The 13,977-nt window shown below is 33.9% G+C and carries 14 protein-coding genes; 9 read left to right on the top strand and 5 right to left on the bottom strand.

Translation table 11 applies throughout. The annotated features are described in order from the left end of the window. Positions 1–82 precede the first annotated feature (82 nt). Positions 83–457, top strand: a complete 375-nt coding sequence (locus PSE83_RS01735) for an ATP-binding protein (RefSeq protein WP_094961776.1) — start codon at positions 83–85, stop codon at positions 455–457. 79 nt (positions 458–536) lie between these two features. On the opposite strand, the gene tpx is transcribed toward PSE83_RS01735, so the two are convergent. After that, entirely contained in the window at positions 537–1,040 is a 504-nt protein-coding gene (gene tpx, locus PSE83_RS01740) for a thiol peroxidase (RefSeq protein ID WP_004263934.1), read from the bottom strand. A 722-nt stretch (positions 1,041–1,762) separates the two neighbouring features. On the opposite strand from tpx, the gene PSE83_RS01745 reads away from it, so the two are divergent. Together PSE83_RS01745 and zntB are read left to right on the top strand one after the other, a co-directional pair. Beyond that, on the top strand, positions 1,763–3,385 hold the full coding sequence (locus tag PSE83_RS01745) for a peptide ABC transporter substrate-binding protein (protein WP_172767274.1): 1,623 nt from the start codon (positions 1,763–1,765) through the stop codon (positions 3,383–3,385). A 346-nt stretch (positions 3,386–3,731) separates the two neighbouring features. Continuing rightward, positions 3,732–4,715: a zinc transporter ZntB gene (gene zntB / locus PSE83_RS01750; protein WP_004263941.1), complete on the top strand. Its 984-nt coding sequence runs from the start codon at positions 3,732–3,734 to the stop codon at positions 4,713–4,715. Positions 4,716–4,975: 260 nt separating this feature from the next. On the opposite strand, the gene ttcA is transcribed toward zntB, so the two are convergent. Next, positions 4,976–5,890 carry a tRNA 2-thiocytidine(32) synthetase TtcA gene (ttcA, locus tag PSE83_RS01755; RefSeq protein ID WP_262960819.1) on the bottom strand — a complete coding sequence of 305 codons (915 nt, stop codon included), beginning with the start codon at positions 5,888–5,890 and terminating at the stop codon, positions 4,976–4,978. 1,226 nt (positions 5,891–7,116) lie between these two features. Between ttcA and PSE83_RS01760 the strand changes: the two genes are divergently transcribed. From PSE83_RS01760 to PSE83_RS01770, 3 genes are all read left to right on the top strand, one after another. Further along, positions 7,117–8,304, top strand: a complete 1,188-nt coding sequence (locus PSE83_RS01760) for a NupC/NupG family nucleoside CNT transporter (protein ID WP_232368743.1) — start codon at positions 7,117–7,119, stop codon at positions 8,302–8,304. Positions 8,305–8,327: 23 nt separating this feature from the next. Next, complete coding sequence (locus PSE83_RS01765) at positions 8,328–9,251, top strand: nucleoside hydrolase (protein ID WP_004263951.1); 924 nt, start codon at positions 8,328–8,330, stop codon at positions 9,249–9,251. Between the two features lie 228 nt (positions 9,252–9,479). Further along, positions 9,480–9,620, top strand: a complete 141-nt coding sequence (locus PSE83_RS01770; protein ID WP_004263953.1) for a hypothetical protein — start codon at positions 9,480–9,482, stop codon at positions 9,618–9,620. Positions 9,621–9,705: 85 nt separating this feature from the next. Here the strand turns inward: PSE83_RS01770 and catA are convergent, their stop codons facing one another. From catA to PSE83_RS01785, 3 genes are all read right to left on the bottom strand, one after another. Continuing rightward, the gene (catA, locus tag PSE83_RS01775; protein ID WP_004263956.1) at positions 9,706–10,347 is read right to left on the bottom strand and encodes a type A chloramphenicol O-acetyltransferase; all 642 of its coding nucleotides are present in this window, start codon (positions 10,345–10,347) and stop codon (positions 9,706–9,708) included. Positions 10,348–10,537: 190 nt separating this feature from the next. Next, the gene (locus PSE83_RS01780; RefSeq protein WP_004263957.1) at positions 10,538–10,780 is read right to left on the bottom strand and encodes a helix-turn-helix domain-containing protein; all 243 of its coding nucleotides are present in this window, start codon (positions 10,778–10,780) and stop codon (positions 10,538–10,540) included. A gap of 324 nt (positions 10,781–11,104) precedes the next feature. Beyond that, entirely contained in the window at positions 11,105–11,800 is a 696-nt protein-coding gene (locus PSE83_RS01785) for an aspartate/glutamate racemase family protein (protein WP_096863984.1), read from the bottom strand. Positions 11,801–12,156: 356 nt separating this feature from the next. On the opposite strand from PSE83_RS01785, the gene PSE83_RS01790 reads away from it, so the two are divergent. From PSE83_RS01790 to PSE83_RS01800, 3 genes are all read left to right on the top strand, one after another. Beyond that, positions 12,157–12,498, top strand: coding sequence for a hypothetical protein (locus PSE83_RS01790; RefSeq protein ID WP_180311987.1), 342 nt, complete (start codon positions 12,157–12,159; stop codon positions 12,496–12,498). Positions 12,499–12,753: 255 nt separating this feature from the next. Next, complete coding sequence (sra, locus tag PSE83_RS01795) at positions 12,754–12,942, top strand: stationary-phase-induced ribosome-associated protein (protein WP_004263968.1); 189 nt, start codon at positions 12,754–12,756, stop codon at positions 12,940–12,942. A gap of 223 nt (positions 12,943–13,165) precedes the next feature. Further along, positions 13,166–13,945 carry a YaeF family permuted papain-like enzyme gene (locus PSE83_RS01800; protein ID WP_004263971.1) on the top strand — a complete coding sequence of 260 codons (780 nt, stop codon included), beginning with the start codon at positions 13,166–13,168 and terminating at the stop codon, positions 13,943–13,945. Positions 13,946–13,977: the final 32 nt, after the last annotated feature.

Below are 13,977 nucleotides of genomic sequence, written 5' to 3' on the forward strand. Positions count from 1 at the left end.
TTTCCTGCTATATAACAAAGACAGCTACTGTTTTAGGGTATCGTAATCTCATCTGATGGGTTTCAGCCTACAAGGAGTTGCCATGGACCAATTCACTATTAATTTCATTGTAAATCGTAAGTTACGCGAATACATGAGCCAGAGTCATTATAAAAATGATATGTTTGAGTCTGCTGCCTCAGCTGCTGAACTTTATCTGATGAATAAAGCCGCAGTAAAATATTTAACGAAGAAAAATCGTTTCACGTGGGAGGCATTGGTGAAAAATGGCCATAAGCCTCGAGACCTTATTATTGATATTTTGACATCTTGTTGCCCTGTCACTCAGGATCAAGCCTTAAAAGTATTGAGTACGCTTTCTCATACTTTGATCTCTATAATGAGTGACAATAAGTTATTTGCGAATGTTGTTAATGCGAAGAACCACCAGCCATTGTACTGGGCTCACGTAGATTAGTGTGGTTTTTATATTGAGTAATGAAGCGGAAAATTCCCGCTTCATTACTAATTACAGTGAGTTAAATGATATAAAAAGCTTATTTAAGGCTGTTTAATGCACTGTCGTAATCAGGTTCTTCAGTAGTTTCAGAGACTAATTGGCTATAAATAACGTTATTATTTTCATCTAAGACAACAACGGAACGTGCATTTAAGCCTTTTAATGGACCACTAGCGATAGCAACACCATAGTCATTAGCAAATGAATCACTACGGAAAGAAGATAGCATAACGACATTATCTAAACCTTCTGCACCACAAAAACGTGCTTGTGCGAAAGGCAGGTCAGCAGAAATGCATAACACAACCGTGTTGTCCAACTCGTTTGCGAGCTTATTAAATTTGCGAACTGATGCCGCGCATACGCCAGTGTCTACACTTGGAAAAATATTTAAAACTTTTCTTTTACCTTCATAAGTTTCCAGCGTTGCTTCGCTGAGATCTTTGGTGACAAGGGTAAGGGGCTTAGCTTTTGAACCTGCTTGTAAAAAAACACCATTAACTGTGATGTCATTACCTTTTAATTTAACTGTTTGCGACATGAATTTTTCTCCCGTTCATAAAGTGATTCACTGTTAACTTAATCTAACTTCTAATAAAAAATCTTTGCGATTAAAGGTTTTTTAATGAGTAGTTATACAGTGCTGAGTTTTACATTCTACTAATGACCAAATTTCATACAGAAACCTTATCACTTACTTTGAGTTCTACATGGGGCAAAGTAAGGTAATATTACATACTTTTTATTAGGGTATGGTGCATTATCATTATATAACAGCTAAGCTTTTTCAATGCTTGCGTTTTCTGTTATGCACCTTTTTAAATTGCCTTATGGAGTGTAACAAAAGGAAATCTGTCTGTATTGATTTCTTTAGTCATTATTTACTGATCAGAAAAATGACAAGGATATGGGCATAGCTATTATTGTATAATGCGAGTATTAGTTTATGTATATTTAGATAGGTAAATCAATTGATTACAAGAGAAATGTAGATTTCTGAAATATGACAGCATATGATAAATTAAGATAAACTACAGAATAACTCAAGTGTATCGCTGTTTGATATTATCTAAACTGAGTGAGTTTTTGCTCTATAATCTATTGTTTTTTATGGATATACGGAAATATGTTTCAATAATTAATTTACCTAAATGAAACTTAAGACGTAAATGCAGTAATATTGCTAACAATAGCACCTTCACTTGAAATCATTTAACTAGGCTTTTAGTTAACTTTATTTATACTAACAAGATAGAAAATAAAATGCATAAACATTCATTCACATCTTTAGCTGTTTTGATTTCTTCAGTTATTTTTACTACACAAGCTATTAGTGCGGTGATACCCACTGGCACAGTTTTAGCTGAAAACCAAGAAGTTACGCGTCATTTAAAAGACGAGCCGGCTTCTTTGGACCCGGTAAAGTCAGTGGGGTTAACGGAAGCGCAAGTCATGCGTGACTTATTTGAAGGGCTTGTTAACCAGGATGACCATGGAAAGCCTATCCCAGGTGTAGCCCAAAATTGGAATACAACAGATAACCGGATTTGGACATTTACACTGAGGACTGATGCTCGTTGGTCGAATGGTGACCCTGTCACGGCTCAAGATTTTGTTTATAGCTGGCAACGACTGGTTTCACCGGTAACATCATCACCATTTGCTTGGTTTGCAGCATTAGCAGGTATTAACAATGCGCAAGCTATTATTGATGGAAAACTGCCTGTTGAACAGCTAGGTGTTGAAGCGGTTGATGCGCATACATTAAAGATTACTTTAAATAAACCAGTACCTTATTTCTCTTCATTAGCAGCTAATTTTAGTTTATTTCCTGTTCACCAAGGAACCGTTGAAAAGTTTGGTAATGACTGGATAAAAGTAGGTAATTTAGTCGGAAATGGCGCTTTTGTTTTATCTGACAGAGTGGTTAATGAAAAAATTGTTTTAGTTCCAAACAAAAATTATTGGGATCATCAAAATACAGTGATAACTAAAGTCACTTTTGTCCCGATTAACCAAGAGTCTCATGCAACTAATCGTTATTTAGCGGGAGACTTGGATATTACCGAATCATTTCCAAAACAACGCTATCAAAAATTATTGAAAGATATTCCTAATGAAGTCTTTACACCAGACCAATTAGGGACCTATTACTATGCATTTAATACCCAACGCGCACCGACGGATGACGTTCGTGTTAGAAAAGCCTTATCCATGGCGATTGACCGCCAATTAATTGCTAATAAAGTATTAGGTACAGGGGAAAAACCTGCAAATTATTTTACTCCCGATGTCACCGATGGCTTTAAACCTGAAAAAGGGCTTTACAATAGCTACTCACAAAAAGAATTAGACCAGCAAGCAAAAGTGTTATTACAGCAAGCAGGTTTTGGTCCAAATCACCCGTTAGAATTAACATTGTTGTACAACAGTTCAGAAAATCATCAGAAAATTGCGATTGCAATTGCTTCTATGTGGAAGAAAAAATTAGGCGCTGAAGTCAAATTAGTAAATCAAGAATGGAAAACTTATATAGATAGCCGCAATACAGGAAATTTTGATGTTATACGTGCATCATGGATAGGTGATTTTAATGAGCCTTCAACATTCTTGTCTCTGCTTACATCTCAACATACTGGCAATATACCAAAATTTAATAACCCTGCATATGATAGCGTTATTGAGTCGGCGAGTATTGAAACGAATGCACAATTACGCAACCGTTATTATAATAATGCGGAAGCAATCATTGCAAAAGAAGCTCCAATCGCGCCTATTTACCAATATACCAATGCACGCTTAATTAAGCCTTGGCTGAAGGGGTACCCGATAAACAACCCCGAAGATGTCGCTTATAGCCACAGTTTTTATATCATTAAACATTAAAATAGGATACAGCCTGTGCAAGGTACGGGCTGCTTTTTCTAAAGGAAAGAAAAAAAGCTCCTTCCTCTGGAGAATGGGAAGGAGGACCAAAAAAGGAATAAACACTACCTTTTCATAATAAAAAAATCATCATGAACTTTATTGCTCGTTTGTGTCAATTATGTAGTGTTATTTAGCAAAAATGGCGATATTTTGTGATTTATGGGAAATTGTCTGTTTTTATGAGATATTAATCTCAATCTTTTTTTTGTTATTTTATGTATCGTGAGAACGATTCTTGAAATAATGACAAATATGTCACTATTCGACTAAAAATACCGTATTGATTATAAAAGGGAGATATTGCATGGGACTGATTTATGGTTCTTTATTCCAAAATTCAAATCCTGTACATGCATTTCAGTTAAATGGAGACGGTGGGTTACTTCCTATCGACGTGAATGCTAGCGCAAACCAGCAATCACCGTTTTGGCTTCATTATGATTATAAGGACCCACAAAGTTTTAATTGGATTCAGCAATCAGATCTCTTTAATGACCAAGTTAAGTCTGCTTTATCTGGGCATTCAGGACGTTGGCGATTGATTCGTGTTGGCGATGGTATTTTATTAACATTGCAAACATTAAATACCAATGCTGGCCAGCGGCCTGAGCAATTAGTTGCGTTTAGGGTATTTATTAATAATCGGATAATTATTTCTAGTCGTCATCGAAAAGTAAATTCCTTAGATTCTATCATTGATGATTTAAAGCAGGGAGTCGGGGCCCAAAGTACAGGTGACTGGTTAGTTGAGGTTGCTGATTCTATTACAGATGAAATAAGTGATTTTACGGATTCTTTGCATGAGCGTTTAATTGATATGGAAGATTTCATATTAAATAGCCAAATTCCTGAGAGAGGGGAATTAGCATTACTTCGTAAACAAATTATTGTGATACGCCGTTATATGGCTCCACAGCGAGATATGTTTTCCCGTTTAACAACAGAAAAATTGCTTTGGTTAGATGAAACCAATCGTCGTCGAATTCAAGAGATTTCTGACCGATTAGGACGTTGTATTGAAGATCTCGATGGTTTTATTGCACGTACAGCGATTATTTCTGACGAGATAACGAATATGATGACTGAGATGATGAATCGGCGCATTTATACAATGTCATTAATGGCCATGATATTCCTACCAACAACTTTTTTAACGGGGCTGTTTGGTGTGAATTTAGGCGGGATCCCTGGTAATGAGTTCCGTTTTGCCTTTAGTGTATTTTGTGTTTTATTAGCCGTTTTAATTGGAACCGTTTTGTGGTGGTTAAGAAAAAGCCGATGGCTCTAATATTGATGACTTATTTGCGATAACCGGACCTAGTTTGAGATAAATCAATAAAACTACTGAGGTTTTAGTGCAGTATTAGTCCTGCAGGTGAATGCAACGTTGAGCGATGAACGTTGTGCTCCATAATTGTAGTTTTTCTCATATTGAGTTCTTATACAGAATAATTGACCACTGTAATGCCGATGTATTTTACATCGGCTTTTTTTTGCATCTAATCCGAGCAAAAATAACCTCCATACGAGGAGGTTATCAATAAATGTTTATTTAACTTCAATAATATCAAGGCGTTCTGCTGTAAAGTCGGGCTTATCATCTTCATCTATAAAAGGTTGAAGCGGTAGCTCCTCTTTGTCAAACGCAAGATCTCCGCCATTGATAACTTCATCTCCATGAGAAATATTTTTGAAGTCAAATAATTCGGTATCACATAAATGAGACGGTACAATATTTTGAGTAGCACGGAACATTGTTTCGATACGGCCGGGATAGCGCTTATCCCAATCACGTAGCATCTCTTTAATAACTTGACGTTGCAGGTTTGGTTGAGAACCACATAGGTTACATGGAATAATTGGAAAATCTTTAGCCTGCGCAAAGCGTTCTATATCTTTTTCTCGACAGTAAGCGAGCGGGCGAATGACAATGTGTTTTCCGTCATCACTCATCAATTTAGGAGGCATACCTTTTAACTTACCACCGTAAAACATATTCAAGAACATAGTCTGTAAAATATCATCACGGTGGTGACCAAGAGCAATTTTAGTTGCACCTAGTTCAGTAGCTGTACGATATAAAATCCCACGACGTAAACGCGAGCACAGTGAACAGGTTGTTTTCCCTTCAGGAATTTTTTCTTTTACGATCCCATAGGTGTTTTCTTCAACAATTTTGTACTCTACACCAAGTTTATTAAGGTATGCAGGTAAAATATGCTCAGGGAACCCGGGTTGCTTTTGATCTAAATTAACCGCAATTAATGAGAACTGGATTGGGGCACTTTTTTGTAAGCTTTGCAGGATGGAAAGTAGTGTGTAACTATCTTTACCTCCAGATAAGCAAACCATTATCCGGTCACCGTCTTCTATCATATTAAAGTCAGCGATTGCTTGGCCAACATCGCGGCGAATTCTTTTTTGCAACTTATTTAAGTTGTACTGTTCTTTATTGGTCGTCATTCTATACGTTCTGCTACTGGGGTTTATGTTGCTGATGGATAATTGTACATTTGGTTTTTAAATTATTATTGTTTTATGCTTAAAGCCTAATCAGCGAGAGTTATAAAAAGAGGCTCATGATAGCAGAACATGAGGGAAGAGTGATACCAGTTCGGTAAAATAGGTGAAAATTGGTGTCCACCCCACTTTAATAGAGACACACAAACATAGAGTTTTCTTACTGTTGACGATATGCCTACGGTGGAAGCTGATTTAAACTTTCAAGTGCTCTGATGATATTTTAGCGTGCAATGATGTATCAACCAAAATGCGCTAAGCATTCGTGTGTTTCTTCATTAATAATATTGAGTGTTTTAACGTATTTACTGCAATATAAATTTTCGTGCATGAAACCTAATGCCCCTTGAGTATTTGAGCTTTTTCATCATGACATCTGCAAATTTTAGGTCAGAAAATCTAATTATAGCTGCCTTATTCAGATGTGAGTTAACAATACTATTGTTTTTATGCCTAGATACAGAACCAATAAATTTTTCAATTATTACTTTCCATTTTTTGGGGGCTAAAGTATCTATTTTTGAGCTAAAATAATATAGCTGTATTGAGTCTTTCTTATTCTTATTTAGTATAAGCAAGGTAAATAAGTAATAAATATTTATCCCACTAGCTATTTTATATTTTTAGTAGTCACTAGAAATTTTAGTAACTTAATAAATTGTTAATCACGGTAAGAATTATATGGGCATTATAAAGCCTATGTTTATAATATTTAGATAGAACATATTCTTCTATTTAAACTTAGCCAGTTTTCCAGTGCAGTGGTAAAGAGAGCGAGATAGAGTGAATGTATAATTGCAGAATCATTAGAATTTAACGCTTAATAACAATAAGATATTGAAAAAAATTATAAGGTAACTAACGCTCTGAGTTATTTGTGAAAAGAAAAAGCTTTATTTTAAGTATGGCTTACAAGTGCGACATGATTCACATTTTAAGAATTATATGTTTAAAAATACAAACTAAGAGAGTTTATTTGAATTATTATGTTCCTGGGTGTTTGGCGCTTGAACTATAATTATAAATTGAATGTAAATGCTTAAAATCGTACCTTTTAAGCAAGGTCATATATATTGAAATTAAAAATTATTTTTTTGCTTTTAATTAGTGGGTTAAGGAGACATTAAATCAACTAATCATAATTAAAATCTATTAACATGGTGATATTTATGAAATACCTTATATTCTTTTTTAGTCTAATTTTTGTTTTTCTTATAGCATATTTGCTTAGTTTTAGTAAAAAAAACATAAAACATAAACTTCCATCGATACTAACATTGTTAACATTGGAGATTATTGTCGCGTCTACCATGCTAAATACTACTATTGGGCTTGCTACTCTTGACGGTATAGCATCAGGTATTCATTATATAATTAATTATGCTAATAAGGGGATTGATTTTGTTTTTGGAGATATAAGCAGTAAAACTTCTATGGTTTTTGTTGTTGTAGCTCTTTTACCTTTGATTTTTATTTGCTCTATAATTGGAATATTTAAATATATCGGTGCGCTAGATTTAATTATTAATACTATAGGCTTTCTAATCAACAAAATATCTAAAGTTGGAAAATTAGAGTCTTTTGCCGCTATTAGCGCTGTGATAGTCGGAATGATGCCTGCTTATGTATCAATTAAAGATTACATTCCAAGGCTATCTAAAGCACAGATGTATACTATTGCTGCATGTACTATCTCAACAGTAGATATTGCATTGCTAGGCGCATATACACAAATGGTTGAGCCACGCTATGTTTTTATTGGTGTTAGTCTCAATTTTTTTAGTACTTTTATTATTGTTTCTATTATTAATCCAAGTGAACCCACAAATATCACAACTTGTCCTTTGGGGGCAAATAAAGGTGAAAGGGGCTCATTTTTTGAGGTATTGACAGATCACATGCAGGATGCCTTTAAGCTTATTCTTGCAATTGTTCCCATAATTATCGGTTTTGTCGCCTTAATTAGTATGCTGAATGATGTTTTTTTAAATATTTTAGGAATTAGTTTTCAAGGAATTCTTGGTTATATTTTTTCACCTTTAGCTTTCATTTTGGGTAGTTCATGGGATGAAAGTGTTACTTTTGGAACAATTATTGCGACTAAAATTTTATCGAATGAGTTTGTTGCTATGATTGACTATATGAAATTAACAAGCATTACACCACGAACGGATGCAATTATGTCCGTATTTTTAATATCATTTGCAAATTTTGGCTCTATCGGAATGATTATCGGTTGCGTTACAAGTATAAGCCGAGAACATGGAAAAATGATCGCATCAAATAGTTTTAGATTGATTGTTGGCTCAACTTTAGTCAGTTGTTTATCAGCGACTATTGTTGGTATTTTTGTATAACATATAAATCAAGGAGTAATAGAATGAACAAAATAATAATTGATTGTGATCCTGGTGTAGATGATGCTGTGGCCATTTTTTTAGCCTTAGCTTCTCCAGAAATAGAATTAATAGGCATAACCACAGTTGCAGGTAATGTAGAATTAGAAAAGGTTCACAATAATGCACGACAATTACTTGCGTTAGCAAATAGGCAGGATATTCCTCTAGCAAAAGGTTGTGAGCGTCCACTAATGTCCAAAAGTGGGAGTAAAACTCATGTTCATGGTACTGATGGTCTAGCTGGAGTATTGCTTCCCGCATCAGATTATCCAAATTATTCTGGTCACGCCGTAGATTTTATTATTGATACGGTAATGTCAAACCCAGGTGAAATAACATTATGCACAATAGCATCTCTTACTAATATAGCCGTCGCTATCATCAAAGAACCAAAATTAGTTGATAATGTAAAAGACATTGTAGTCATGGGCGGAGCTGCATTTACACAGGGGAATATAACGCCAGCTGCTGAGTTTAATTTTTATGTAGATCCTCATGCTGCTCATATCGTTTTTGATAGTGCACGCCATATTACTATGCTTGGTTTGGATGTAACAAGTAAGGCTGATATAAGGGCTGGTTTGTGTAGTCCTTTGGAAAAAGGTGGCCTTATCGCTCAGACTGTTGCAGAAATGTGTCGAAGATATGCAGAGTTTGACCCATTTCTCCATGATCCCTGCGTTATTGCATACCTCATTAAACCTGAAATTTTTTCAGGTATTGACGGTTCAATTACTATCGAATATGAGTCTAATAAATTATTCGGTCATAGTTTTGCTTACACATCTACCTCCATTAATCATGACCCAAAAGCTAAGTATAATGAAGCTAAATGCAAAATTATTACTGACGTTGATACATCGAAATTAATATCTTTAATTACAGAACGTATTATAAATCTTTGAGGTAAAGAGTACCAACTAGAGCCTCGGTTGATAATTATTTAATATAATGGAGCTTACCATAGGTAATGGCCCAGTTTTTTAAGTTATGATTATTCTATGCTTAAATTTTAATCAGTGAGATTTATCAAAAGATGAAAATCTGTTAGGGGATAGTGTCTTCGCTATAGCCTTTATCTTATTGTATAAGCGCCAATGAGAACTTAATGTATAGAAAAATATGGAGGAAACATGCCTGCAACTGATCCTATTGAATTGATTTTTTCTTTACTCGCCAACACCATTAAAATGGTGATTACTCCAACGGAATATCTTATTCAAAGTGACGCTATTGGGGATGCCATTTACATAAGCTTATTATTTTTGAATTAAAGATGATGAGAGTATCCATTTAACGAGGTTAATTTCCTATAAATGAAGGAAGGCTAGCTTCCTTCATGACTGAGAGTAATCTAGGCTAATGGGTTAATTCGTCACATAGCTTTTGTAAAGTAGTTAAAAACTGACCTACATGGAAGCCATCACAAACTGCATGATGCACTTGTACAGCTAGAGGAAGCCACATTTTATTATTCTCACTATAGTATTTTCCCAAAGTGAAAATCGGGGTAAAAACATTAGTAATATCTGCAATATTTAGATTAAAACTGTCGAATGAAACCCAAGGCAAAGATGACACATAGAAGACATTTTCAACTTGCTGTGGTTGAGGGTGCAAATCGAGATTATCTTTATGCAACGTTAATTGCTGGTGGTAGTTCTCCATAAATGTTGTTATTTCTGAAGAATACTTGCACCATAATGAAGAAAAAGTTTCGGTATCTTTGTGGAAGATAGTAAAACTAGGGTGCACTTCATCCCATAAAATTAGTTCATCATTTTTTTTTGCAAACCTAAATTCTTTATAGGTATTAACTACCCGTGATAATAAATAAATCACTGATGGATAAAATTCATAACCATTTGAATCTATATATCTTTTTAGGTTTGTGATATCTATCTTAGTTGTTAAACTAAACCCACAATTTATGGTTTTTTCGTAAATATTGTAATGTTCTCTACGTAACCATGTCTCTATATTAAATTTAGTATAATTCATAATTTTCCCTTCTAATAAGTTAATGTTACTGATATTAGAAGGGAGGTTTCTCCGCTTTTGATTGGCTCATAGTGATTTCTTATCTCGTGTTGAAGTTATGTTTGTATGTTATCTAGCTTATTTTTGCTTGTCGAGGCCTATACCTTACTCTTTCAATGTAAAGCACAATTTGCACGATAGTGAAATATACTTATGTACATGGTTGTGCGTTGACGTAGGTATCAAATAATGTTTTAACATCTACATTCAATGTGTTAGATATTACCATAAGATGTTCAATGAATATGGAAAGGCTCCCATCTTCATATTTTATGTATGACTTTTCAGAGATAGATATTAATTCTGCCATTTTTTTTGTCGTAATTTGATGCTCTATACGTTTTTGTTTAATAAATTTGCCCAACACGGCATTACCAACATTATTTTTATTCATAGTGATCCATTGTCAATTCGATAATAAATTTTTTTATTATCTTAGAAGAAAATTAATATTCAATGGGTAATAATCTGTAAATTTAAGATAGATGAACTAAGGTGAATAAGTATAAATGATATTTATAAGATTAGCTCAGGTATAATTAACAACAGGGAAAGATATTATTATACATTATGATCTAAAGATGAAGTTTAATGGGTGCAAAATTCTTTTTAATAGTATTAAATGAAATTTTGCACTAGATAATATGTTAATTTTGATACTATTCTTTAACAATGACTATATTTAACAATAGTTACTAAAGAAAGGATTTAATGTTGGTTAAACAGATAGTGCGACTTCTACTGTTTTTTGAGCATGAATGGCAGTAGTATCAAATATTCCTACGGTCGTATCATTCTGATTAACTAGTAATGTTATCTCGGTACAGCCTAAAATAATACCTTCAGCCCCGTTTTCTACAAGGGATGCCATTATACGCTGATATTCTTTTTTAGATTTGTCATTTATTATCCCTAAACATAGTTCATTATAGATAATATTATGAACTATTTTCCTATCTTGCTGGTTAGGTATTAGTACATCCACGTTAAATTTTTCAATTAATCTTTGCTTATAGAAGGGTTGCTCCATAGTAAAAGCGGTACCTAGGAGTCCAATTTTTTTTATACCTGATTGTATAATGCGTTCACCCGTCGCATCAGCAATATGTAATAAAGGAAGACCTGTTTGAGATTCAATTTGTGGTGCAACTTTATGCATGGTATTTGTGCAAAGAACAAGGAAATCAGCACCTGCAAGCTTTAAACTCTCTCCTGCATCAGCTAAACACTGGCCGGCTAAATCCCATCGCCCGCTAGATTGATATTGTTCTATTTCAGAAAAATCAACGCTATATAAAACAATTTTAGCCGAATGCAGGCCACCTAGTTGTTGTTTGATACCTTCGTTAAGCTGTTGATAGTAAAGTAACGTTGATTCCCAACTCATGCCGCCAATAAGGCCTATTGTTTTCATTTTTTAGTTCCTATTATTGTAATGTTTTCCTTACTATACTGATAGTTTCTAAAAGAACACAATAGTATGAGAAAAATTTTCTAGATGATTAAAAGTAAAAAACAGTTGTAATATTAAACACAACTTAACATTACTTTTTGAAGGGTTTTTATATTTAACATATTTTAAATTAAAAAAGGATAAATATAAGAACATTTACGTTTTAAAGATGGATTTTAATTGATATCTGGTTATCATCGTAAAAAATATTTTTTCTAAAAAGTTGGTCATATATGGCGAGAATAAAAATGAATTTTTTCAAAGTAATCATTGCGATACTCATTTTTGGTGCTGCATTTTTGTTAGGAGCACTATATATGAAACCAACTCAATTAAGTTTAGTTGAGCAAGTGAAAAAGAATGTTTATGACGTTCTAGCGTACCCACAAGCAGCAAAGTTTAGAAATATTGAATATCATTTTTCTCGTTACACTGCAGATAATGGTAAGGTAGGTTATGTTTGTGGGGAGGTTTATCGATATAAAAATGATAAGCCTGACGGATTTAAGCGTTTTATTGTTAAAGCTTATACTAATGATGAAGGTCGCATGGATATTTCAATTCCATTTATTGATGGAGGACATGAAATATTATTGCCTGAACAGGTTAACCAAATTTGGAATGATAAATGCTCAAGTCCTGCCTCACCACTTGAGTAGGGAACGACGTATGCTAATATTTTTAACGCACTATAATTTGATTATTTTATGAAGAGCTGTAACCAGCAAAATGATAACTGATAGAAATTAATAAATAAAACTGGATTATATATTGGTGATTTAGTGCTATACTAAAAGAGTTACATTTTGTTTTGTCATTTTATGAAACAAGAAAGCCTTTGTGGTCAACGATGACTATATTTTTTGATGTTCATTTTTTAATGAATTTTAATTTAGTAGTTTAAGGAGTCGATAATGGTTAGTAATAATAATGCACGTCGTTTATTAGGTATGCCTTATAAATTAAGTCGCTCTAAAAAAAACATACGTGTTTCGCTTGGTTCTAAAGATAATACTACAGTTGCAGTACAAAAGAATAAAGCGACAGAAAAGAAGACATATCATTCAGTAACCGTTTTTTACCCAGAATATGTTATTAGTTAATTGAATGTATGTAACCCTCTAGTGTTTACTAGAGGGTTAAATTTAAGTTGTTAAAACTAATTTTTCATTAGATTACGTTAGCTCATTTCAATATGCACCACTCATATGAGTAATATTCTAACTCTTCTATTATAGAAATAAACAGTAGTCATAAAATAGATTAAGCGATATTATCTTCATTAATTAAAAACTAAAAAGAAAGATGACTATCGGGTGTTATTGAATGAAATTTTATTGTTTCCTGCTATTTTTATTTTGTTTTTCTCTTTCAGGGTGTTCAACTCAATTCAAATCAGATGAAGAAACTAATCGCTTAAATTTTAATATTCAACACGCAAACACGATTCCTATCAAGGATTCTGTTGAGCCGTTGGCGGTTTCTGACATGTTGCCAGGCGATATTCTTTTATCTTCTGCTACAGGGTTAAATTCATGGGGAATTCGGTTATTTAGTATTAGTGGGGTAAGTCACGCATCTATTTACTTGGGGTTGGGGGAAGTAGCTGAGTCTGTTGGAAGTGGCGTTAGGATCATTACATTAGACCAAGCAGTGAGAGACTCTAACAACATGGTAGTGCTGAGGCAAACAGGCTTAACATCATTGCATGCAGAAAAATTACGCGAGTTTTCAGTTCAAAATAATGGAAATAAATATAATTATAAAGGTATTGTGATGATAGCGCCTTGGATGATCACAAAAAGGGTATGTGAGCTTCCATTAATTGGTGAAACGATACGTAATTTTTGCTTAAAAACTTTAGCTAAAGTTCAATTAGGCGATGATATAGACCAAGCTAATGGTTTCTTTTGTTCACAGTTTGTCCTCGATGCTTATAAATATGCAGGTATTCCCTTATTTGAAGGTAACTCATCGTGGATAACACCTGCGGATATATTACATATGCGTACAGGTGATGTGCCAACTTTCATGCCAACCCAGCGTCTAGCGTATGTTGGGCATTTGAAATCATGGAGCTTTAGTAGTGCAATACGCAGAAAATAGTGTGTAATTTTAAACAAAAAAAAGGCCAACAT

Source organism: Providencia sp. PROV150, assembly GCF_028481025.1.
In the GTDB taxonomy this organism is placed as follows: domain Bacteria; phylum Pseudomonadota; class Gammaproteobacteria; order Enterobacterales; family Enterobacteriaceae; genus Providencia; species Providencia hangzhouensis.

Bases quoted from the DNA above. Each gene is read 5' to 3' on its own strand.
- PSE83_RS01735 (WP_094961776.1), top strand. From the start codon at position 83: ATGGACCAATTCACTATTAATTTCATTGTAAATCGTAAGTTACGCGAA.
- tpx (WP_004263934.1), bottom strand. From the start codon at position 1,040: ATGTCGCAAACAGTTAAATTAAAAGGTAATGACATCACAGTTAATGGT.
- PSE83_RS01745 (WP_172767274.1), top strand. From the start codon at position 1,763: ATGCATAAACATTCATTCACATCTTTAGCTGTTTTGATTTCTTCAGTT.
- zntB (WP_004263941.1), top strand. From the start codon at position 3,732: ATGGGACTGATTTATGGTTCTTTATTCCAAAATTCAAATCCTGTACAT.
- ttcA (WP_262960819.1), bottom strand. From the start codon at position 5,890: ATGACGACCAATAAAGAACAGTACAACTTAAATAAGTTGCAAAAAAGA.
- PSE83_RS01760 (WP_232368743.1), top strand. From the start codon at position 7,117: ATGAAATACCTTATATTCTTTTTTAGTCTAATTTTTGTTTTTCTTATA.
- PSE83_RS01765 (WP_004263951.1), top strand. From the start codon at position 8,328: ATGAACAAAATAATAATTGATTGTGATCCTGGTGTAGATGATGCTGTG.
- PSE83_RS01770 (WP_004263953.1), top strand. From the start codon at position 9,480: ATGCCTGCAACTGATCCTATTGAATTGATTTTTTCTTTACTCGCCAAC.
- catA (WP_004263956.1), bottom strand. From the start codon at position 10,347: ATGAATTATACTAAATTTAATATAGAGACATGGTTACGTAGAGAACAT.
- PSE83_RS01780 (WP_004263957.1), bottom strand. From the start codon at position 10,780: ATGAATAAAAATAATGTTGGTAATGCCGTGTTGGGCAAATTTATTAAA.
- PSE83_RS01785 (WP_096863984.1), bottom strand. From the start codon at position 11,800: ATGAAAACAATAGGCCTTATTGGCGGCATGAGTTGGGAATCAACGTTA.
- PSE83_RS01790 (WP_180311987.1), top strand. From the start codon at position 12,157: ATGAAACCAACTCAATTAAGTTTAGTTGAGCAAGTGAAAAAGAATGTT.
- sra (WP_004263968.1), top strand. From the start codon at position 12,754: ATGGTTAGTAATAATAATGCACGTCGTTTATTAGGTATGCCTTATAAA.
- PSE83_RS01800 (WP_004263971.1), top strand. From the start codon at position 13,166: ATGAAATTTTATTGTTTCCTGCTATTTTTATTTTGTTTTTCTCTTTCA.